Here is a 22,276-nt window from a genome sequence, read left to right on the forward strand (position 1 = left end):
GTGCGCAACACGGGGGCGGGTGAGGGTATGGGGACGTACGAGTCGACTGGTGCGTCGGCGAACGCCGGTGCGGACGGGCGGGCGCTGTTCGCGGCCGTGCGATCCGTGCTCGCCCGCGTGGACGCCCATGCGGCTCGTGCGCAGGGACGGCCCGTACCCGGGCGGGGCGACAAGGATCAGCCGCACACGGCGGCCGCACGCGCCGGCGGCGCCGTTCCCGGAGCCGGTGAGCGCACTACCGCGCCGGGTGCGGCCGGGCCCGTACGGCAGGACGGCGATGCGAACGCCGCGGCGCCCCTGCGGCGGAGCGACCTCGCTGCCTCAGGCAGCACCCCCACCGCGGCAGACGGGGGCGAACCGTCATCCCAGGACCGGCTCGCCGCCGCCCCCCAGGCCCCCGAGCTCACCGCCGTCCGCGGGCCGGCCACCCTCGACGCGCTCGTCGCCTGCTTCGGACTCAGCCCCTTCGAGCGCGACGTGATCCTGCTCGCCGCGGCCGCTGAGCTCGACTCCACCACCGGGGGCCGGTGCGCAGCCGCCTGCGGGGATCCGGAGCGTGCGTACCCGACCTTCTCGCTCGCCCTCGCCGCGCTCGGCGGACCGCACTGGAGCGCTCTCACGCCCGTCGCCCCGCTGCGCCGCTGGCGGCTCGTCGAGCTGGACGACGAGACCCGGCTGACCACCTCCCGGCTGCGGCTCGACGAGCGCATCCTGCACTTCCTGGTCGGTTCGCCCTATCTGGACTCCCGGTTGCACGGGCTGTTGCGCCGGGCGCCCGTGCCGGAGTCCCTGCCCGCCTCGTACGACCTCGCGGCGGGCCGGGTGGCAGCGAGCTGGGCGGGAGCGGGCCGGCACGCCCCGCTGCGCGTTGAGTTGGTCGGCGGCGATCTGCGGACCCGTGCCGACATCGCTGCCGCGGCCGCCCGCCGCTCAGGACTCGGCCTGTACGCGATGGCCGCCGACGACATGCCCACCGACCCCGTCGAGCGCGACCGGCTCGCGCGTCTGTGGCAGCGGGAGGCGATCCTGCTGCCCGCGGCCCTGCTCGTGGAGGTCGGCGAACTCGACCGCGAACAGGCCGCGGCCACCGACGCGTTCATCGAGAGCGCGGCCGTCCCGCTCGTCGTCTCCAGCCCCGATCCGCGGCAGACCGCCCGCCCGCGCGGCGAGCGCGTGACCGTGCCCGCGCTGGACACCGAGGAGCAGCTGGGGGTGTGGACGGACGCGTTCGAGGCCGTGCCGGGGGTGTCACAGGAGGACCTGAAGGATCTCGTCGAGCAGTTCTCGCTGCCGCCGCATCTGATCCGGTCCGCCGGCGCGGCCGTCGTACGGGATCTGCCCGATGAGGACGAGCTGGACGCCACCGGGCTCGCCTGGCGGGCCGGACTCACCGAGGCCCGGATGGGCATGGACGAGCTGGGCCGGCGCATCGAGCCGCAGGCGGCGTGGGGCGATCTGGTGCTGGCAGAGCGGCAGTTGCGGATTCTGCGCGAGATCGTCGCGCATGTGCGTCAGCGCTCGACCGTCTACCAGGAGTGGGGCTTCGCCGCGACGCTGCGCCGCGGCCTCGGCGTCACCGCGCTCTTCGCGGGTGGCTCCGGCACCGGAAAGACACTCGCCGCCGAGGTGATGGCGAAGGAGCTCGGTCTGGATCTGTTCATCATCGATCTCTCGCAGGTGGTCAGCAAGTACATCGGCGAGACCGAGAAGAACCTCCGCAAGGTCTTCGACGCGGCCGAACGCGGTGGCGCGCTGCTCCTGTTCGACGAGGCGGACGCCCTCTTCGGCAAGCGCAGCGAGGTCAAGGACAGCCATGACCGGTACGCCAACCTCGAGGTCAGCTATCTGCTGATGCGCATGGAGGCGTACCGGGGACTCGCGATCCTCACGACCAATATGAAGCAGGCGCTGGACACCGCGTTCATGCGCCGTATCCGCTTCGTCGTCGACTTCCCCTTCCCCGGCGAGAGCGAACGCGCCGAGATCTGGCGACGGGTGCTGCCCGCGCGCGCCCCGATGAAGGGCGTCGATCCGGAGCTGCTGGCCCGGCTGACGGTGGCGGGCGGCTCCATCCGCAATATCGCGCTGTCGGGCGCCTTCCTCGCGGCGGAGGAGGGCGACCGGCTCCAGATGCGTCACATGCTGGAGGCGGCGCGTACCGAATACCTCAAGCTGGACCGCTCCTTGACGCCCTCGGAGGTCCACGGATGGGTCTGAAAAACGATCTCAACGAGGCTCCCCGGACGATTCGTGTGGACATCGGCGAGCTGGTGCTCGACGGTTTCGAGCGGCTCGACCCCGACCGGGTGTCGGCCGCCTTCGAGGCTGAGCTGGCCCGGCTGGTACGGGAGCGGGGCGTGCCGCTGGCCGCGGACGGCGGGCGGGCCCTTGACGCGCTGTCCGGGCTGCCGCCGCTGCCCGCCACCACCTCGCCGGGTCGGCTCGGCGAGGCGCTGGCACGTGCGGTGCACGCGGGTCTTTCGGGTCGGGGTGAGTCGCGATGAGTACGTCCCATGCCCAGGACACCCAGGCGGCCCAGGCCGAACGGCGGCGCAAGCGCAAGGAGCGGGTCAAGTCCCGTACCCCGGAGCCGAAGAACATCGTCAGCGGCGCCGGACAGCCGCTGGATCTGAGCGTACGGCGGGAGCTGGAGGAGCAGCTCGGCCACGACTTCAGCCGGGTGCGGCTGCACACGGACCGGGACGCGGGTGCGCTCACGGAGATGCTGGGCGCGGACGCGGTGGCGGTCGGCCAGGACATCTTCTTCCGCGAGGGAACCTACCGGCCGGGCACGGCGGACGGGCAGCGGCTGCTCGCTCATGAGCTCCTGCACACGGTGCAGAACCCGGACGGCCTGGGCGCGTTGCGTGCGGGCCGCGATCTGGGTGCGGTGAGCCTGCCGCAGCAGGCGATGGAGCGCGAGGCGGAGTCGGCGGCCCAGGCGCTCGTACGGGAGGAGCAGGCCCCCGAGGTGGAGCCGAACCAGGCCACCCCCGGCTGGCTCCGCTACGCAACGGTCGACGCCGACCGCAACCGTATGGAGCAGCTGGACCCGGCGACGCTGGTGGACCGGCTGGCGAACGGTGTCCTGCGCTCACTGCGCGGCGATCCGGCGGACCTGTCGGGCCGCGTACGTCTCCAACTCGCCCGGATGTCACCGCAGTTGCAGGACTCAGTGCTCGACCGGCTGGAAGTGCGGCTGCTCTCCAACGAGTACGACCGACTGCTGGACCTCGCCGAGGAGTCCGAGGCCAAGCCGGTGGACCTCCAGCCGGCCGAGGTGCCCGAGCCGGAGACGGACCTCTTCGAACTGCTGGGTGTCGAGCGCACGCAGTGGAAGCGCAAGGAAGAGGGCGGGCGCGAGGCCAGGGGAAAGAGGGACGAGGACGCCCGCGAGGAGCAGAAGGACGCCAAGGCACGCGACGAAAAGCGCGGCGGCGACCGGAGCAGGGCGCAGTCGGACGCCGCGGCCGAGGGGGCGGAAGCCGCTCGGCGCACGGAGCAGGAGGACGAGCGCGCCCAGGCCCGGCAGCAGGCCGCGCAGGAGCAGCAGCAGGAAGAGGAGAAGCAGGGCCAGGACCGTCAGCGGGTCGACGAGGCCGCCGACGAGCGGGCGCAGGGGCAGCAGGAGGGCGCCGAGCAGGCGAAGGAGGAGCGCAAGGAGCAGCGGGACCGGGAGGAGCAGGACCCCGAGCAGGCCAATGCCCCCGGTGCCGACAAGCGCAAGCGCAAGGACGACGCGAACAAGCCCGCCGACGGGTCGAAGCAGGAGAACGTCGACCCGAAGGCCAAGGGGCAGCCCGGGCCTGTGCGCCCGGAGAAGGTGGACGAGCGGGCGGAGCAGCGGGACAGCGCGCTGTCCGAGCACGGCCTGCACGAGAAGGACGAGGACGAGGGCGACCCGCGCGAGGAGGAGAAGCCGCTCGGGCTCGAGGCGGGCGCGGACAAGGAGATCGGCGGCGAGGAGGGCGACCGGGCCAAGGGCGGCGGCGCGGGCGAGGCCGAGCTGAAGCCCGAGGACTATCTGCCGGAGACCGACCTCGATGTCTCGTCCGTTCCGACCGCGGACAACCCCACCGCCGCGGTGCCCACCTTCCCCACTCCTCCGCCGACGAAGGCCGAACAGGTCCAGGAGCAGCGGGAGAACGACGCCGAGGAAGAAGAGGACGAGGACGCCCCGGAGGCGGAGGCCAAGCCGCCGGGCGCGGAGATGGGCCCGGTCGAGGGTGAGGCGCCGCAGCCCGAGGGCGGCCCGGCGGCCGAGGCAGGGGACCGCAGCGAGAAGGACCTCCAGCCTGAGAAGCCGGTGGACCAGGAGGTCGGCCCCGACCCGGAGACGGACGGCAGGCAGGAGCCGGAGCCCGAGGCGGAGAAGCAGGATCCGGAACAGCAGCAGGACGCGGCCGAGAAGGACTCGGACTCCGGCGACGGCGAGGAGCAGCGGGACGCCAAGAGCGCCGAGGACCAGCAGGAGGAACGCAAGGAGCAGGCGGAACAGGACGCCAAGCCCCGGCCGGGGGTTGCCGGTTCCTCGGCGGGTGCACCGGACGTGGGCGTTGCCACCAGTACGGCGGCGTCCGCGACCCCGCCGGCGGGCGCACACACGGAACGGACCTCGGTAGAGGACCGCAGGCCCTCCCCCGCCGCGCGCCGGGTCGCGGACTCCGCAAAGGGCGACCATGAGGCATCGGCGCCCAAGAGCTCGGTGCCCAGGGAGAGCGGTCCGGGAGCGGCGCCGAGCGGTGTGGTCGGCGGCAGCAGTACGGCGGGGCCGAGCGCCGCGGCCGGACCTGGCGGCGCACCGTCGGTCGCGCAGGCCGCCGTGAGCCCCGCGGCTGAACAGGCGGAAAGCCCTGGGAAGTTCGGCGCTCCCGCGCCGGAGGGGGCAAAGGCCCAGCCGGAGGCGTCGCTGGAGAAGGACGGGGGCGGCTGCGCACCGCCGGAGCCCGCGGCGGAGAAGGACGAGGGCGGCGGCAGCTGCGGTGGCGGAGGCGGTGGGGCGGCTCCCGAGGAGAAGCAGCAGGAGCCGCCGGACGTCTCGGGGCAGGACCCAAAGGCCGCCATCGGTACGGTCAGCAAGCTGGCGCCGGACCATGCGGCGGCCGCAATGCCCGGTGTGGACGCCGCGGCGGACAAGAAGGTCGGCGAGGAGCAGCAGCGCCTTGCCGCCAACCCGCCTACGCGGGAACGCCCTTCGGGCGCGCCGCAGACCCAGTCGGCTCCGCCACAGGCGGCTGCGCCCGCCGCCCAGGTGACGGGCAAGGTCGAGAAACTGGGCCCCGAGGAGCAGGGCGAGAAGCAGAAGGCCAAGGGCAGCGAGAGGGCGGAGGGCGTGAAGCCCACCGACAACACTCCCCCGCCGCCTGCGCCGGTGGCTGCCGAGCTGACCGCTGAAGAGGCGAAGAACGTCGAAGCCGCGGCCGATGCGGTCCCGACCGTCGACCCGGAACTGCAGAACAAGACGGTCGGCCCTGCCCCCAAGATCAGGCTGGAGGGCGAGAGCGACCCGAAGCGCACGGACGACCAGGCCAAGGCGCTCAAGGAGAAGCAGTCCGACATCCAGAGCACGGGTCGTGAGGACGCGGCCAAGCCGATGGGCGAGGACCAGATCTTCCCCAACGCGCCCCAGGAGCGGCTGGTCGGCAAGGCCACGGGTGGCGGAAAGCGGGGCGGCGGGGGCGGTCTCGAGGCCGGGTCCGCACCCAAGCCCGGTGTCGGCGCGGTCGCCAAGCAGGAACGCGGCTCGGAGATCCAGGGGGCCGCGGGCCAGGCCCAGGGCGATCTGGTCGCCAAGGAGAAGGAACAGAAGCAGGGCGAGCAGCAGGCCAAGCAGGAGAAGCAGACCGAGATCGACCGCGAGGTCACTCAGAACTCGGAGAAGCAGACGGCCGAGCGGGGCCGTGCCGCGGATGAAGCTCAGCGGGAGCGCGAGAACTGGCGCGCCGAGCAGGACAAGAAGATCGAGGACGCGGACACCAAGTCCGAGAAGGAACACACCAGCAAGAACAAGGAGATCGTCAAAGCCCGGGACGACAAGGACAAGGAAGTAGGTGAGCGGAAGGACAAGGACAACAAACAGATAGACACGGAGCGCGAGAACGCGGAGAAGGAGGCCGAGAAGAAGAAGGAAGAGGAGAAGCCCTCGGGCGGCTTCTTCGGCTGGATCGCCGACAAGGTGAAGGGATTCTTCACCGCGCTCCTGGAAGCGGTCACGAAGGTCTTCGATGCCGCGCGCAAGGCGGTCAACGGCATCATCGACACGTTCAAGGAGTGGGCCAACAAGGCCATCGACTTCGTACGCGACCTCGCAATCAAGGCGATCAACGTACTGGCGGACGCGCTGATCGCCATCGGGGACGTGCTGCTCGCGGCCTTCCCGGAACTACGTGACAAGTTCCGCAAGGCGATCGAGGGTTTGCGCGACAAGGCGATCGCGAAGGTCAACGAGCTGGCGGACGGCCTGAAGAAGGCCGTGAACGCACTGCTCGATGCCCTGGCCGCGGGCCTGAACAAACTCCTCGACGTACTCGAGGCGGGCATCAAGGCCGTCATCAAGATCTATCAGGCCGTCATCCTGGGCGCGATCAAGTTCGCCCAGGCGGCTATCGAGGCACTCGGCAAGTTCGCGGCACTGGTCGCGGACATCGCCCCGGACCCGGGCGGCTGGCTGAGCAAGGCGGGCAGCTCGGCGAAGTCCGGAATTCAGGACCACCTTTGGGGCGCGATCAAGACGGGCGTCAAGCGGTGGTTCGACACCAAGGTCGAGGGCATCCTCGGGCTCGGCAAGGCCGTGATCAACGTCCTGGTGAAGGGCTGCGTCTCGATCAAGCAGATCGGGAAGATGGCGTGGGACGCGATCATCGCGTCGCTGCCGATGATGATCGCGTCGATCGTGATCGAGAAGGTCGTCTCGATGCTGGTGCCGGCGGCGGGCGCGATCCTGACGATCGTGCAGGGCCTGATGGCGGCGTGGCAGAGCCTGAGCTCGATCCTGAACGCCTTCAGCAAGTTCTGGGCGTACTTGAAGGCGGTGAAGGCGGGCCCGGCGGCCTGCCTGTTCGCGGAGGCGGTCGCGGCGGGGATCGTGGCGCTGCTGGACTTCATCGCCAACTTCTTGATGATCCGTCTGGCGGGCGCGACGAAGGGCGTGGGCAAGCGCCTCAAGGCGATGGCCGAGAAGATCATGAAGGGCCTGAAGAAGACGGGCAAGGGCGCGAAGCAGGCGGCGGGCGACGCGGTGAACAAGGCGCGGGGCGCGGTGCGTAGCGCGCAGGAGGCACTGAGGAAGCCGACGGGTCCGGCGAAGCCGAAGGGCCCGCGGGTCCCGAAGAACCGGTCGACCTCGACGGACCGGGGGCCGGGGGCGAACCGGGGGCCGAAGGACGCGACTTCGGACAGGCCGACGAGCAGGACGCCGGACAAGGAGCGGGAACACCGGCGGGAGGAGTCGGAGACCCGGCGAGACCAGCAGAAGCCGGAGGAACGGCCGGACCAGAAGCCCGTCAGCAAGCCGGACAAGGCTGCGAACCAGCCCGACGCCAAGAAGGACAAGTCTCCCGACTCGGCGCCCAAGAAGAAGAAGGAAACCGAGGCTCCCAAGCGCCAGAAGCCACGCAAGCCGAAGTCCCCGCTGGGCAAGGCGCTCCAGAAAATCAAGGGCAAGGTCAAGTCGGCCCTGAAGAAGGTCCGCAATGCCGGCAAGGCGCTCGGGAAGAAGCTCCGCAAGAGCAGGGTCGGCCAGGCGCTGAAGAACAGCGGAAAGAAGATGCGCGACTTCTTCAAGAAGAAGCGCGACCGGATGCGCGACGACAAGAGGAACCGCCTGAACCAGAAGAAGAGGATTCGCGACGACAGGAAGAAGAACGACAAGTCGAAGGATTCCAAGAGGGAACGTCTGAGTAAGATCATCAGGCGCATCAACCCCCTTCTGGAGAAACGACTGAGGCCCGGAATGAAGCTCCCGGTCCACCGCGCTCTGCTCGGCGCACTGCGCAGGTTTTACCGGCTCACCAGCCTGCAAAAGATCAACGATCCCAACTTCAAGGTCCGGGCCGAGCTGAATCCCGGCGGTACGGCGGCCGAGGGCGTGATGAGTCCGGAGGAGCGCACGGACTACCTGGAGAAACAAGGCCTCCCGGATCCGATCATTCCGCCGCGCGTCGACGACGATCTGACCGACCCCACTGCGAACATCCCCAACAAGCGTGTCCGGGCAGAGTTCCTCAGCAAGGTGGTGAAGAACACTGGCGAGACGCCGGATGCGGCGAACGAAGGGCAGCCGAAGGGGTGGGATCACATCACCTCGAGCGGAATGACCAACAAAACTGCCTGGGTTCGCATGCACCTTCTCCCAGAAGCACTCGGAGGCCTCGCCGGCGGCAACAATCTCGTCCCGGCCCGCAGCCAGCGAACAAACCTCACCTTCTACCGGGAGATCGAGGAGGACGCCTACAGCAGTGTTCCTGACGAGAAGCGCATGATCTGGTACGACGTCGAGGCCAAGTTCGGTTACGACGACTTCCCCGGATTCCCCAGCTACATCCGGACGACATACGGCGGCTATCGAAAAACAAGCCCCGAGCGAAACGGACGGTCCCGGAGCGACTGGAAACGCGAGGGGAAAGAAGACTCTTACGCACAGTTCAACATCCCCAAGCCCGACGACAGCGAAAAGAACAAGCTGCACATCAACACGGCAGGCGAGAGCACGCTGCGCAACCGGCTCGGAAAACCTCGCATCACCTATGCCGAAGCACGACGCATCGCGGGGCTGGATTCCAATGGGAAGCGCCCCAGGACCATGAAAGACGGAAAGCTGATCCCCGTCGCCCGTCCGGTGTATCGCAACCCCGGTGATGTCAGGTCCCATCTGGAGCAGAAGGGGGGCCTCACGAAGGAGAAAGTGGACGCCTTGGTCGGGAGGATTGAGGAGCTGGACAACAAGAAAGAGATCGACTGGAGTCTCGACCGCGACTCCCGGAAGAGGTAGAGGATCGCCCCTTGAACAGTCACAACTCATTCGAGAACCGCTGTGTCCATTCCATCCAGGAAATCGAGGAGGCCGGCTACTCCCAGCTGACCCACCAGTATCTGGCACCTGTTCACACACTGCGCGGAGATTTCGGGACGGTCATCGACGATCTCGCCACGAGCGAGGACGTCCACCTGGACGACTCGTTCCGCAGGAATTTCTTCCGTCCTGACGAGATCCACGTCGCCTGGCGGTCCACGACAGGCCCGCTGGTCATGGGTGAGTTCTGCCTGAACCACATCCATCAGAGCATCTCGAGGAGCATCATTCCACCGGACGACGATGCACTGGAGCCGGCCGAACGGGAAGTTCTGGGGGACCTCTGCGTAATTGACACGGCGCCGCGCGGAGGAACAGGAAATCTCGCGGGACTGTACGTCACGGAGGACGCCGCTTTCGAAGTGTGGTTCTACGACATGGGCCTTCACCGCCTTGAGCGTCTAGATCTCGACTACGCCGGGTATCTCGACGTCACCCTCGCAGCCAAGGGAACGTCGGGCTGGCAGTACCTCTTCGCGGACGTGCGGCTCAACTCAATGGAACTCCACACGACTGCGGCCCGCCTCGAAGTGATGCTCGATACCTTTCCCGAAGTCTTTCCAAACCATGATTACCGGGCCCTCCGCGCCCGACTGGAGGCCCGGCTGTGACCCGCTACGCAGACATACCCAAGCCCATCCGCTCCGGCATCGTCGTCGTCGACCCCGAGCGCGGAACCCCCCAACGCATCATCGTCCTCCAGTTCAACCCCGACACCCTCGAACGCTCCCTCGCCCCCCAAGCCGCCGGCGGAGGCGGTGACAGCGGCGGAGGGGGCAGCGGAGGAGACCGTAACGAGGCCCTGCGCCTCAAGGGCCCCGCCGAGGAGAGCTGGAAGTTCACCGCCGAGATCGACGCCACCGATCAGTTCGAGGTCGCCGCGCCCGACGGGATCCATCCCCAACTCGCCACGCTCGAGATGCTGGTGCATCCCACCTCCGCTCAGCTCCGCGAGGCCTCCCGCCTGACCAAGAAGGGCACCATCGAGATCAGCCCGATCGAGATGCCGCTGACGCTGTTCACCTGGGGGAGCAAGCGCGTCATGCCGGTGCGGCTCACAGAGCTGTCGATCAACGAGTCGGCGTTCGACGTCAACCTCAATCCCATACGGGCAAGCCTCGGCATCGGCATGAAGGTCCTCAGCGTGAGCGACCTGCCGGCCGGGCATCGGGGGGCCGACTTGTATCTCGCACATCTGGCGCAGAAGGAGCGGCTGGCCAGGGCCGCAAGAGGCGGGCGGCTGGCGGAACTCGGGCTGGGACGGGGGCTGTAGGACGTGATTGATCCTTATGAGAGTGCGCTGGACGCGATACCCGGGGCCCACCCCTACCCGCGCACCAGCCGGTATCACGACGCGGAGATCGGCGTGCATCGCCTGCCCGACGGCACCGAAGTGCGCTATACGAAGCGGCGGTTGCTGCCCCCGCTCAGCGAGGCCGCCGACGAGACCGCGCCGCACACCGTGAACAGCGGTGAGCGGCTCGACCATCTCGGGCAGCGCTATTTCGGCGACCCCGGCCAGTGGTGGCAGATCGCGGACGCCAACCCCGTCCTCGACCCGGGCGAGCTGACCGCCGAGCCGGGGCGGGAGATCGATATTCCTTTGCCGGGTGGGTTCCATGGCTGATGAGCCCATCGGGAGCGGGCCCGTACATCTCAGCCTGCGCATGGGGCCCAAGCTCACCCGACCCGTGCCGGCCGAGGTGACCGAGGCGCTGCTGTCCGCGCAGATCACCATGACCGCCGGGGAGCGGAGCGGGTTCCAGCTCGCCTTCGACCTGACCAAGAGGGGGCTGATCACACAGCGGCTGCTGCCCGAGGGGTTCTTCGACCCGAAGACCCGGGTCATCGTCATCACCTCGATCAAAGGGACCCCCACGGTCATCCTGGATGGGCTGATCGTGCGGCAGGAGGTGGGGGCGAGCAATATCCCGGGGCAGACCACCCTCACCGTCACCGGCGAAGACCTGACCCTGCTCATGGACCTGGAGGAGCGCACCGATCGGTATCCGAATCTGGCTCCTTCGAAGCGCGTCGAGCGGATTCTCCAGAAGTACGCCGACTACGGGATCGACCCCCGGATCTTCCGCGAGCAAGTGCACCAGCCACCCCACGAGCTGCTGCGCGTCGACTACCAGACCGGCACCGATCTGCAGTACGTGAATGAGCTGGCCAGAGCGAACGGTTACACCTTCTACCTCGACCCAGGACCGCGCCCCGGCCGGTCCACGGCTTTCTGGGGACCCGAGCAGCGCCTCGGCGAGCGTCAGCACGCGCTCAACGTCAACATGGACGTCAACTCCACCGTCGACCAGTTGACCTTCGCGTACGACGGGACAGCGCGCGAAGAGCCGCAGGCGCGCTGGCAGGACCCCCGGACGCGGGACGCGCAGCTGCTCCCCCAGCCCGACATCAGCCCGCTGCGCCCGCCGCTGGGCCGCCGCGCCTCGCCCGCCCTCAAGCGGAAGACGCTCTCCGGGACCGCGAAGAAGGCCCTGGAACAGGCCCAGGCCGAGATGCTGGGCCGCGCCGCGACCTCCGCCGACGCGATCTCCGGTTCCGGGCAGCTCGACGTCAACCGGCACGGATACGTGCTGCGGCCGCGTGAACTGGTCGGAGTGCGCGGGGCCGGCGTGACATACGACGGCGACTACTACGTCAAGTCCGTCACCCACAATCTGCGCCCCGGCTCGTACCAGCAGAACTTCACGCTCTCCCGCGAGGGCCTCATCGCCCGTAGCAACACAGTGCGTCCGTAGAGACGTAAGGACCAGGAGAACTTCGCATGGCTGCAGGACCGAACAACCGGTTTCTCGGCAAGTTCCGGGGGCGGGTGATCGACAACAAGGACCCGCTCAAGCTCGGCCGGATCACGGTCCAGGTCCCGGACGTGCTGGGTGACGAGGCCTCCACCTGGGCGCTGCCCTGCCTGCCGTTCACCGGGCGGCAGGCGGGCCAGTACGTCGTCCCGCAGATCGGCGCGGGCGTGTGGATGGAGTTCGAGCAAGGGGATCCCAGCTTCCCCATCTGGACCGGGAGTTGGTACGGAGACGCCTCCGAGCTGCCGCCACGCGCGGCCGCGGAGCTGCCCGGCTCGCAGCCGGTGGTGATCCAGACGCCGGGCGATCACAAGCTGGTGATGTCGGATGTGCCCGGCGGCACGGGGATTCTGCTCGAGGCCAAGGACGGGGCGTACATCCAGATCGACGAGAAGGGCGTGACCATCGGCAACGGCAAGGGCGCGTCCATCGTGCTGATCGGCGACGAGGTCAACATCAACGAGGGCCGGCTGATCGTGCCGAGGAAGCGATGAGCACAAGGACCAATGAAACGGGGAGAATCGTGTTGTCCGGGAATCTCGTGAGCGGCGGGTCCGCGATCAGCTGCCCGCACGGCGGCCGGGTCGTGCCCGCCTCCGCCCTGTCGGCCGGCGTCCGGATCGACGGCCATCAAGTGCCCACCGCCTCCGACGCCTTCATCGTCAGCGGCTGCCGCCACACGATCGACGGCGTGCCGCATCCGTGCGCCACCGTCCGCTGGACGCCGCACCGCGACAGCGTGCTCGTCGACGGCTCGCCCGTGCTGCTGGACAGCACGTCCGCGCTCTGCTTCAGCGCCGCGCTGGTGCCGCAGGGGCCGCCGGTCGTCGCCGCGTCGACACGGGGGGTGACCTCCCGATGAGGACGACGAGGACGAGGAGCGACATCGCCTTTCCCTTCCGCACCGACCGGCGGGGACGCACCGCGCACGCGGCGTACGACGAGCATGTGCGGGATCTGATCGAGCAGTTGCTGTTCACCAGCCCCGGCGAGCGCGTGATGCGCCCCGACTTCGGCTGCGGGCTCCTCGATCTGGTCTTCACGCCCAACAGCCCGGAGCTGGCCTCCGCACTGGAGCTTTCGGTGCAGGCCTCGCTGCAGCGCTGGCTGGGCGAACTGATCGAGGTGGAAGCCCTGGACGTGGTGAGCGAGGAGAACGTCGTCCGGGTGTATCTGCGCTACGTGGTGCGCTCCACCGCGAGCCGGCGCGACGAGGTGTTCGAGGGGAGCGGCCCGGCATGAGCGGTACGAGCAAGGAGTTGGTCTGCCGTACGGACGGCAGGCGCACGAAGGTACGGGCGGCGCAGCTCGGCGGTGTGGACGCGGTCGAGGTCGGTGACGACGGGCTGACCCTCACCGTCACCTTCCTGGGCAAGGCGCCCCACGGGCTGTGCCCCGAGAACATACGCATCGACGGCGGCCGTCGGATCACGGACATCGAGGCCGTGGAGCTGTCCGTCGAACGCGAGGAGGACCCGGAGCTCGACGACCGGCTGTACGTCACGCTGGACCGGACCGGGGACACTTCCCGCTACCGGCTCTCGGTCGTGGACACGGATCCGTACGGACGGCCGGGCACCGAGCCCTTTCCCGGCTTCGACCAGCGGTACTTCTCGGCCGAGTTCGAGTTCCGGCTCGACTGCCCCACCCCCTTCGACTGCAAGGACGAGCAGCCGGACTGCCCGCCCGCCTACGCTCCCGCGCCGGTCATCGACTACACCGCGCGCGACTACGACACGATCCGCCGCCTCATCCTGGACCGGCTGGCGCTGACCACCCCGGACTGGGTCGAACGCAATGCCGCCGACCTCGGCACGACGCTGGTCGAGCTGCTGGCCCACACCGCGGACCGGATCAGTTATCAGCAGGACGCGGTCGCGACGGAGGCGTATCTCGACACGGCACGCCGCCGGGTCTCGGTACGCCGTCACGTACGGCTCGTCGACTATCCGATGCACGACGGCGTCAACGCGCGCGCGTTCGTCGCGGTCGAGACCGTACGGGCGCTGACGCTGGCGCCCGGCACCTTCCGATTCGCCTCGGTCGACGTCCGTACGCTCGGGCCGCGCGACCGGCCCGAGATCGGCACCGTCATCGACGACCGGGATCTGGCCGTGCTCGACGAGCGTGGTTCGGTGGAGGTGTTCGAGCCGGTCGTCGGCGACGAGCCGCTGGTGCTGCGCCCCGAGCACAACACGATCCGCTTCTGGACCTGGGGCGACGAGGTGTGCTCGCTGCCCAAGGGGGCCACCGCAGCGACGCTGCGGGACGAGTGGACCGACGAGGAGTGCGCTGCCAGGACGCTGGATCTCTCCCCCGGCGATCTGCTGCTGTTCGAGGAGGTACGCGGGGCGCGGTCCGGTACGCCGGGCGACGCCGACCCGGCCCACCGTCAGGCCGTACGCCTCACCTCCGTCACCCCGGCCGTGGACCGGCTGGCCGACCAGCCGGTCCTGGAGGTCACCTGGGCGCCGGAGGACGCGCTCGCCTTCCCCGTCTGCCTGTCGACGCGTGGCGGCCCGGACTGCGGACCCGTGGAGGATGTGAGCGTGGCGCGCGGCAATGTCGCGCTCGTCGACCACGGCCGGTCGCTGACGTTCTGCGGCTCCGCGCCGGAGACGGTCACCGTGCCGCCCGCGCCGGCAGTCCTCGGGTCCTGCGATCCGTCCGGCTTCGGCTGCTGGGACCGTGATGAGGGGAACCCGACGGCGGATCTGATCAACTCCCGCCTGGAGCAGACCCGTTGCGGGCGGTTGCTGACAGCTGATCAGGTACGAGAGCTGTTCACCGTCGTCGGCGAGGACGCGACCGGGCGCGCCGGTCTCGGTCTGGAACTCGCGGGCCGGCGACGCGAGAAGGTCGTGCCGGGCACCGCGTACGCCCAGGCCGATGCGCTTGAGACGCTGCTGGCGCAGGTGGTCTACCCAGGCATCCCGCCGCGCTTCCGGCCGGTGCTGCAGCGCTCCCCCGTGGTCCAGTCCGTGCCGTTCCCCGAGCCGCGCCATGTGTCGGCCGGGCAGGCCGAGCGGCTTGCGGCGATTCCGGGACGGGTCCGGCAGCGGCTGGTGGAGCTGTGGCGCAGCGCCCGCGACTGCGACGGTCTCACCGAGGCGGAGATCGCCGAGCTGACCGTGCTGTTCGGGCTGCGGGTGCTGGAGCGTCTTGAGCTGCGCCGCCATCCGGTGCGTGCGCTGCGGGAGTTGCTGCACCGCAGCGAACGGCTGCTGGCGGCCAAGCAGCGCCGGATCAAGGTGCTCAGTGCCCGGGCGCGGGCGGGCGCGGTGCTCGATGACGGCGTCGCCTGGGAGATCACGCACACCTGGGGCCCGCAGTACGCGGCCGGGCTCGACCCGGACGAGCCGGTGCTGCGGGGGCCTGCCGCCGCGCTCGTACAGGATCCGCGGGCAGCGCTGCCCGCGGTGACGATCGCGGACGGCGACGAGCCGTGGACGCCGAAGCGGGATCTGCTCGACTCCGGCACGCGCGAGCGGCACTTCGTCGGCGAGCTGGAGGACGACGGGCGGATCGCGCTGCGGTTCGGGGACGGCCGGCACGGCGCCCGTCCGCAGCCGGGCGCCCGGCTCGAGCTGCACTACCGGCGCGGCGGCGGCACGGCCGGCAACGTGGGCGCGGAGGCCATCAACCACCTCGTCCTGTGCCGTGATCCGGAGGCTTCGGAGGCCGGGGACCCACTGCCCGTCGCCGGTGTGCGCAATCCGCTGCCGGCCGTCGGCGGCACCGAGCCCGAACCGATCGAGCAGGTACGCCAGTTGGCTCCGCTGGACCTCAAGCGCACCCGGCTGCGGGCCGTCACCGCCGACGACTACGCGGCGCTGGCGTCGAAGCTGCCGGGGGTGCAGCGGGCGGCCGCCGAGATCCGCTGGACCGGCAGTGTGCAGGAGGCGCATGTCGCCGTCGATGCGCAGGGCACGGGGGATCCCTCCCCGGAGCTGCTCGACTCGGTGTCGTACGCACTGGAGAGCTACCGCCGGATCGGCCACGACCTGGTGGTCGGACCGGCCAGATCGGTGCCGCTGGACATCGCGCTCACGGTGTGCGCCGCGCCCGGCCATCAGCACGGCCAGATCCTCGCCGAGCTGTACCGGCTGCTGGGCAGCCGTCGGCTGTCCGGCGGACGGATGGGCTTCTTCCACCCCGACGCGCTGAGCTTCGGCGAACCGGTGCGGCTCAGCCGTCTGGTGGCCGTGGCCGCGGCCGTCCAGGGCGTGGAGAGCGTGACGGTGACCCGGCTTCGCCGGTTGTTCCACGAAAGCACCCTCGCAGCCCCGGACCACACAGACGACACAGACGACACCGCACTGGAGGCAGGCGTGCTGCGGCTCGGCCCGCTGGAGATCGCGCGTTGCGACAACGACCCCGAACGGCCGGAGCTCGGCCGGCTGTCGATCGAGCTCGGCGGAGGTGCCCGATGAGCGGCTCCTGCGGTTGCGGCTGCGGTGGACACGACGAACGCCACGCGCCCGAAGCCCTCTACAACCCGCCGGGCCGCACCGCCCTGGACTACCGGGTGGGAGAGTACGGCTCGTTCCTTGCGGCCATGCTCGACCGGCTCGCATCCCCCGCCTATCCGGCGCTGCGCGGGCTGACCGTCCGAACCCCGGACGATCCGGCGATCGGGCTGCTCGACTCCTGGGCGGTAGTCGGCGACCTGCTCACCTTCCACTCCGAACGCATCGCCGACGAGGGCTATCTGCGCACCGCCAACGAGCACCGCTCGCTGGCCCTGCTCGGGCGTCTTGTGGGGCACCGGCCGCGGCCCGGAATCGCCGCCGACACCCATCTCGCGTACACGCTGGACCGGGATCCGCGGGCCGAGGACGTACCGGTGCTGATCCCGTGCGGCGCGCGCAGCAACAGCGTGCCCACCACCTCCGACGAGGAGTCGCAGGCCTTCGAGACCAGCGAGGACCTCGTCGCCCGCTGGGCCTGGAACGAGCTGGCGGTCCGACGGCGCCGGCCGGCGCTGCTCACCCCGGACGATCTGCGCAAGCAGTCCGAGATCTTCGTCTCCGGGACCGGTACGTCCCTGCAGACCGGGGACAAGCTGCTCTTCGTCTTCGACGCGGGCAAGGACGCGCCCGGACAGCGGCTGCTGCTGCCCGTGGCGCGCGTCCGGATCGACCGGGACGACGATGTGACGGCGATCGGACTGCCGCAGTCCGCGCCGCCGTCGCTGACCGAGCTGGTGACGGAACTGCGCGAGTGGATCACCGAGGACGAGCGGGAGGTCGAGGAGGGCGAACCCACCCCCGACAACCCCAATCCGCGTCCTGTCAGCCGGATTATCGAGGCCTTCGACACGCAGGTGCTTGCGCCGCTGCGCGCCGATCTGGACGCAATCAAGACGCCCTCGCAGTTCGCCAGGCGACTCGTAGATCCGCATGAGCGGCTCGCCGAGGCGCAGGCGATCGCCGCCCCGTACGAGGAAGTCGCCGCCTGGTTCGAGCAGTTGGAGGCCGTGGTCGGCGAGCTGATGGAGCGCGCGGCCGATCTGGAGCCCTCCCGTCCCGAATCTCCGGGCCCGGCGGCCGACGCCGCATCGCCCGCCATGCGGGCGCTCGGCGCCGTACTTCCGGCGCTGCGCACCCGCGTTGTGCGGCCTCCGTCGGGCGCGCGCACGCTGTCGCACGATCCGGGCCGGTACTTCGCGGCGGGCTCCGATCTGGGCGCGCAGCTGCTGTCCGCGCTCGATCCGCGGGTCGCGGACGGGATGTACACGGCGTGGCGGCAGGCCGCTCCCACAGTGCCTGCGCTGCTGCGCGAGCTGCAGGCGATGCGGGTGACCGCCGCTCCGTTCGGGGCGACGGCGCCGCTCAAGCCCGTACAGGACGACCGCGGGCGGGTCGTCCGGCAGACGGACTGGCCGCTCTCCGGATCCGCGCTGACGACCATGCGGGTCGTGTACGACACGGCGGGCCGCGTTCCGGTGCGCGCCGAGTTCCAGCACATCGAGACCGGATCCTCGGTGCAGCGGTCGGAGAACCTGCCCGCAGAGACGAGCTTCGGCCTGGGGCCCGGACGGGTCCTGCTGCAGACCCGGGCGGGCCAGGACCACGATCTGAGCTGGCTGACCAGGCGTCCTGCGGACTCCCAGGAGCCCGGTGTCACCGCACAGTTCACGTCCGGGCTGCCCGAGCGCATCGTGTTCGTGTCCCGGCCCGCCGAGGACGGTCGGGTGCATGTGGCCGTGCACAACGGCGAGCCGCTCAACTGGCTGCTGGCTCCGGGCGAGCACAAGCAGGTCACTCACGGCGGGTTCGAGGTGACCGTGCGATACACGGTCGGCAGCGAGCCGGCGAATGTCGAGGTCGGCATCACCACCGTGCCGGAACAGGCGAACCGTCATGTCCTGTCGCTGGACTCCGTGCAGGACGGGATCACCCTCGGCAGCTGGGTCGCGATCGAGCGTCCCCGCAAGGGTGCCGAGGGTCCGGACGGAATTCCCGGCGACAAGAAACTCGCGCTCGTGACCACCCGTGTCACCGCGGTACGCACCGCCGCCTACACCAACTTCGGGATCACGGGCCGCGGCACCGAGCTCACCCTCGCCGACCCCTGGCTGGACGAGCACGACGTGCTGCTCTCGACGATCCGGGACGCCACAGTGCATGCGGGCGGTGAGTCGCTGCGACTGGCCGAAGAGCCGCTCGGCGAGGACGTGCACGGCAATGAGCTCGAACTGGCCGAGCTGTACGACGGGTTGCGGCCGGGCCGTCATCTGGTGGTGTCGGGCGAGCGCACCGACATCCCGAACACGGCCGGAGTGCGCGGCACCGAACTGGCCGTGATCGCCGCCGTGGAGCAGCAGCTCGACCCGCGGCTGCCCGGCGACCATGTCCATACGAAACTGACGCTCACGACGGACCTGGCCTACCGCTACCGCCGTGACACGGTCCGCATCCAGGGCAATGTGGTCCCGGCGACGCACGGCGAGAGCCGCGACGAACCCATCGGCAGCGGTGACACCGACCGGACCAACCAGACGTTCGCGCTCTGGCAGTCGCCGCTGACCTGGCTGCCCGCCGACAATCCCCTGGGCGCGACGCCCACATTGGAGGTGCGCGTCGACGGGCTGCTGTGGCACGAGGTGGACAGTCTGGCCGGGCGCGGTCCGCGCGAGCGGGTCTATGTGTCCGGGACGGCCGGGGACGGGCGTACGACCGTTGCCTTCGGCGACGGGGTGCACGGCGCGAGGCTGCCCACCGGGCAGGAGAACGTCCGGGCCCGGTACCGCTTCGGCACGGGCAAGGCCGCCAACGTGCGCGCCGACCGCATCACCCAGGCGATCACCCGGCCGCTGGGCGTCACCGCCGTCACCAATCCGCAGCCCGCGACGGGCGGCGCGGACGCCGACGGTCCGGGTCTCACCCGGCGCACGATCCCGCTCGCGGTCTCCGCGCTCGACCGGCTCGTGTCCGTCACGGACTACGAGGACTTCGCCCGCTCGCGGGCCGGCATAGGCCGGGCGGCGGCGCGCGAGATCTTCGACGGCCGGCGACGGGTGCTGCATGTGACGGTCGCCGGGGTGGACGACATCGCCATCGCGGACGACTCCGAGGTGCTGCGCGCGCTGCGTTCCTCGCTGGCCGAGTACGGCGACTCGCGGCTGCCGGTCCGCGTCGACGTACGCGAGCTGGTGCTGCTGCTGCTCGCGGCGAAGGTGAAGGTCGCCCGCGACCACACCTGGACCGTGGTCGAGCCGCGGCTGCGGCAGGCACTGCTGCGTGAATTCGGCAGCGGGCGGCGCGAGTTGGGCCGTCCGGCGCGGCTGTCCGAGGTGCTGGCGACGGCCCACAGGGTGCCCGGCGTCGACTACGTGGACGTCGACGTCTTCACCGGAGTGCCGGCGTCCGTCACACCCGACGAGCTGTCGCACCTCGCTCAGCAGCTCGCCGAGCCCCGTACCGCGGTCGGTGCCAGGCTCGCGGAGTACGACGAGGACGTGCACCGTGTCACCGCCGATGACGGTCAGACGCTCACCCACATCGCCGCCAGGTACGGCATTCCGCTCGCCGAACTGCTGCGACTGAACCCGGACATCACCGATACCCGGCGGCTCGAGAAGGGCCGGGCGGTGTTCGTCTTCCGCGGCATCCGGCCCGCACAGCTCACCCTGCTCTCCCCGCATGTCGCGGACACGCTGATTCTGACGGAGGTCACCGCATGACGAGGGAACCTGACGGGCTCGCGGAGCTGCTCCCGCAGTGGCACCGCCTGCGGGACGCCGAGGGCGGGGAGCAGCTGCGCGCCTTGCTCGCGGTGATCGCCGAGCAGGTCGACCGGGTGCGGGACGGGGTCGAGCAGAGTTACGAGGACTGGTTCGTGGAGACCGCGGCTGACTGGGTGCTGCCGTATCTCGGCGATCTGGTCGGCTACACCCCGCTGCCGGGCTACGAGCGGGTGCAGGCGAAAGGCCTTGAGGGCGCGGACGGGGACGATTCGCGCAGCCGCCTCGCCGAGGCCCTGGCACCGCGCCGCGATGTGGCCGCCACGGTCGCCAACCGGCGGCGCAAGGGGTCCCTCGCCCTGTTGGAGGAGCTGGCCGAGGACGTCGCGGGATGGCCTTCGCGGGCCGTGGAGTTCTCCCGGCTCGTCTCCCACCAGCAGCCGGTGAAGCTGTACGGATCGGTCACTGAGGCAGTCAACGCGCGCCGACGGGACCGGGGCAGGCTCGTGGACGTACGGGAGGGGGCGGCGCTCGATCTGGCGGGCGGGCCGTTCGGCGCGGTCGCGCAGTCGGTGAATGTGCGGCGGGCGGGCTCGTCGCGCACGCAGGGCGGCTACTCCCCGGCGGGGGTCGGGCTGTTCGTCTGGCGACTGAAGCCGTACCACGTGACCGAGGCGCCCGCGTACTGCATCGACCGGGCCCGTAACCTCTACACCTTCTCGATTCTGGGCAATGACACGCCCCTGGTGACCAAGCCGGTGCCGGAGCCGTCCGCCACGCATGTCGCGACGATCGACAATGTGCCCGCGTACATCAGGCGCAGGCAGCTCGCCGACCGGCTCGCGGACTACTACGGGCCGGGCAAGAGCTTCACGATCTGGCGCGACGGGCAGGACGAGCCGGTGCCGCTGTCCGATATCGTGGTGGCCGATCTGACGGACTGGCGCTACCGCCCGAGGCGCGGGCAGGTGGCCGTCGACCCGGCGCTGGGCCGGATCGCCTTCGGGTCGAGGTCGGCGCCGCGGCAGGGCGTGTGGGTCACCTACCACTACGCGTTCGCGGACGACACGGGCGGCGGCGAGTACCCCCGCGAGCGTGAGACGCCGACGGCCGCGACGGTCTACCGGGTCGGCCCCGGCCAGACGTACCAGCGGATCATGGATGCGTACAACGACTGGCGGGGCGAGAGGCGGTCGGGACGCTGCGGCCCCGACGGCATCATCGAGATCACGCACAGTGGCGCCTACCAGGAGCAGCTGGACTTCGATCTGGACCCGGGCGACCGCCTTGAGCTGCGTGCGGCCGAGGGCACCCGGCCGGTGGTCCGGCTGCTCGACTGGTACAGCAACCGGCCGGACGCGCTCAACATCCGTGCCCAGGAGGAGAGTGACGGCGATGCCCCGCGGATCGTGCTCGACGGTCTGCTGATCACCGGTCGCGGGCTCAATGTCACCGGCCCTGTGGGCGCGGTCGTGCTGCGGCACTGCACGCTCGTGCCGGGCTGGTCGCTGGAGCCCGAGTGCGATCCGCACTCCCCGGAGGAGCCGAGTCTGGTCCTGGACCGGACCACCGCGTGTGTGTCTGTCGACCGCAGCATCCTCGGCACCATCGAGGTGATCGGCGACGAGGTGAACCACGATCCGCTGTCCATCCACATCCGGGACAGCATCCTGGACGCCACCGGTCACGATCGGGCGGCGCTGTCCGCCCCGGACTGCCGCCACGCCCACGCCGTACTGCACGCGCACCGCACCACCGTCATCGGCGAGGTCCACACCCACGCCGTGGAGATCGCCGAGAACAGCATCTTCACGGGGCGGCTGCACGTGGCCCGGCGGGGCATCGGCTGTGTGCGGTTCTCGTACGTGCCTCCCGGCTCGCGCACTCCGCGCCGCCACCGCTGCCAGCCGGACCTGGTGGGCACGGAGAACGCGCAGCTGGTCCGGCCGCTGTTCACCAGCGAGCGGTACGGCACGCCCGCGTACGGGCAACTGGCCGCGGGCTGCGCGGAAGAGATCCGGCGCGGCGCCGAGGACGGCTCCGAGATGGGCGCCTTCCACGACCTCTATCAGCCCCAGCGCGAGGACAGCCTGCGGGCCCGGCTCGCCGAGTACACCCCGGCCGGTACCGACGCCGGGATCATCGCCGTCACCTGACCCCCGTCACCCGACACGACTTTTTCACCGACTGCCGAACTTC

Annotated in this window: 13 protein-coding genes; all 13 read left to right on the top strand. The window is 70.2% G+C overall.

Going from position 1 to position 22,276, the window contains the following annotated elements; all coding sequences use genetic code 11:
• Window positions 1-27 precede the first annotated feature (27 nt).
• The 13 genes from ACH492_RS11985 to ACH492_RS12045 are packed head-to-tail and all read left to right on the top strand — an operon-like array spanning window position 28 to window position 22,233.
• On the top strand, window positions 28-2,217 hold the full coding sequence (locus ACH492_RS11985) for an AAA family ATPase (protein ID WP_398986207.1): 2,190 nt from the start codon (window positions 28-30) through the stop codon (window positions 2,215-2,217).
• Window positions 2,208-2,504, top strand: coding sequence for a hypothetical protein (locus tag ACH492_RS11990; protein ID WP_398985366.1), 297 nt, complete (start codon window positions 2,208-2,210; stop codon window positions 2,502-2,504). The genes ACH492_RS11985 and ACH492_RS11990 overlap by 10 nt, the downstream gene beginning before the upstream one ends.
• Entirely contained in the window at window positions 2,501-8,989 is a 6,489-nt protein-coding gene (locus ACH492_RS11995) for a DUF4157 domain-containing protein (RefSeq protein WP_398985368.1), read from the top strand. The genes ACH492_RS11990 and ACH492_RS11995 overlap by 4 nt, the downstream gene beginning before the upstream one ends.
• A gap of 11 nt (window positions 8,990-9,000) precedes the next feature.
• Window positions 9,001-9,681, top strand: a complete 681-nt coding sequence (locus ACH492_RS12000) for a hypothetical protein (RefSeq protein ID WP_398985370.1) — start codon at window positions 9,001-9,003, stop codon at window positions 9,679-9,681.
• Window positions 9,678-10,343 carry a hypothetical protein gene (locus tag ACH492_RS12005; RefSeq protein ID WP_307665184.1) on the top strand — a complete coding sequence of 222 codons (666 nt, stop codon included), beginning with the start codon at window positions 9,678-9,680 and terminating at the stop codon, window positions 10,341-10,343. Before ACH492_RS12000 ends, ACH492_RS12005 begins: the two co-directional genes overlap by 4 nt.
• Before the next feature lie 3 nt (window positions 10,344-10,346).
• Window positions 10,347-10,697: a LysM domain-containing protein gene (locus tag ACH492_RS12010; RefSeq protein WP_356221836.1), complete on the top strand. Its 351-nt coding sequence runs from the start codon at window positions 10,347-10,349 to the stop codon at window positions 10,695-10,697.
• Window positions 10,690-11,829 (top strand): hypothetical protein, encoded by a 1,140-nt coding sequence (locus ACH492_RS12015; RefSeq protein WP_398985372.1) that lies wholly within the window; start codon window positions 10,690-10,692, stop codon window positions 11,827-11,829. The genes ACH492_RS12010 and ACH492_RS12015 overlap by 8 nt, the downstream gene beginning before the upstream one ends.
• A 26-nt stretch (window positions 11,830-11,855) precedes the next feature.
• Window positions 11,856-12,383 (top strand): phage baseplate assembly protein V, encoded by a 528-nt coding sequence (locus ACH492_RS12020; protein ID WP_398985374.1) that lies wholly within the window; start codon window positions 11,856-11,858, stop codon window positions 12,381-12,383.
• Window positions 12,384-12,412: 29 nt separating this feature from the next.
• A complete protein-coding gene (locus ACH492_RS12025; RefSeq protein ID WP_398985376.1) occupies window positions 12,413-12,751 on the top strand; it encodes a hypothetical protein in 339 nt (112 codons plus the stop codon).
• Window positions 12,748-13,131, top strand: coding sequence for a GPW/gp25 family protein (locus ACH492_RS12030; RefSeq protein WP_307665179.1), 384 nt, complete (start codon window positions 12,748-12,750; stop codon window positions 13,129-13,131). The genes ACH492_RS12025 and ACH492_RS12030 overlap by 4 nt, the downstream gene beginning before the upstream one ends.
• Complete coding sequence (locus ACH492_RS12035) at window positions 13,128-16,322, top strand: putative baseplate assembly protein (protein WP_398985379.1); 3,195 nt, start codon at window positions 13,128-13,130, stop codon at window positions 16,320-16,322. Before ACH492_RS12030 ends, ACH492_RS12035 begins: the two co-directional genes overlap by 4 nt.
• The gene (locus ACH492_RS12040) at window positions 16,319-20,077 is read left to right on the top strand and encodes a putative baseplate assembly protein (protein ID WP_398985381.1); all 3,759 of its coding nucleotides are present in this window, start codon (window positions 16,319-16,321) and stop codon (window positions 20,075-20,077) included. The genes ACH492_RS12035 and ACH492_RS12040 overlap by 4 nt, the downstream gene beginning before the upstream one ends.
• Complete coding sequence (locus ACH492_RS12045; RefSeq protein WP_398985383.1) at window positions 20,074-22,233, top strand: hypothetical protein; 2,160 nt, start codon at window positions 20,074-20,076, stop codon at window positions 22,231-22,233. Before ACH492_RS12040 ends, ACH492_RS12045 begins: the two co-directional genes overlap by 4 nt.
• The last annotated feature ends 43 nt before the right edge of the window (window positions 22,234-22,276 follow it).

Origin of the sequence: Streptomyces sp. NPDC019443 (genome assembly GCF_044389785.1) — a bacterium.
Lineage (GTDB): Bacteria > Actinomycetota > Actinomycetes > Streptomycetales > Streptomycetaceae > Streptomyces.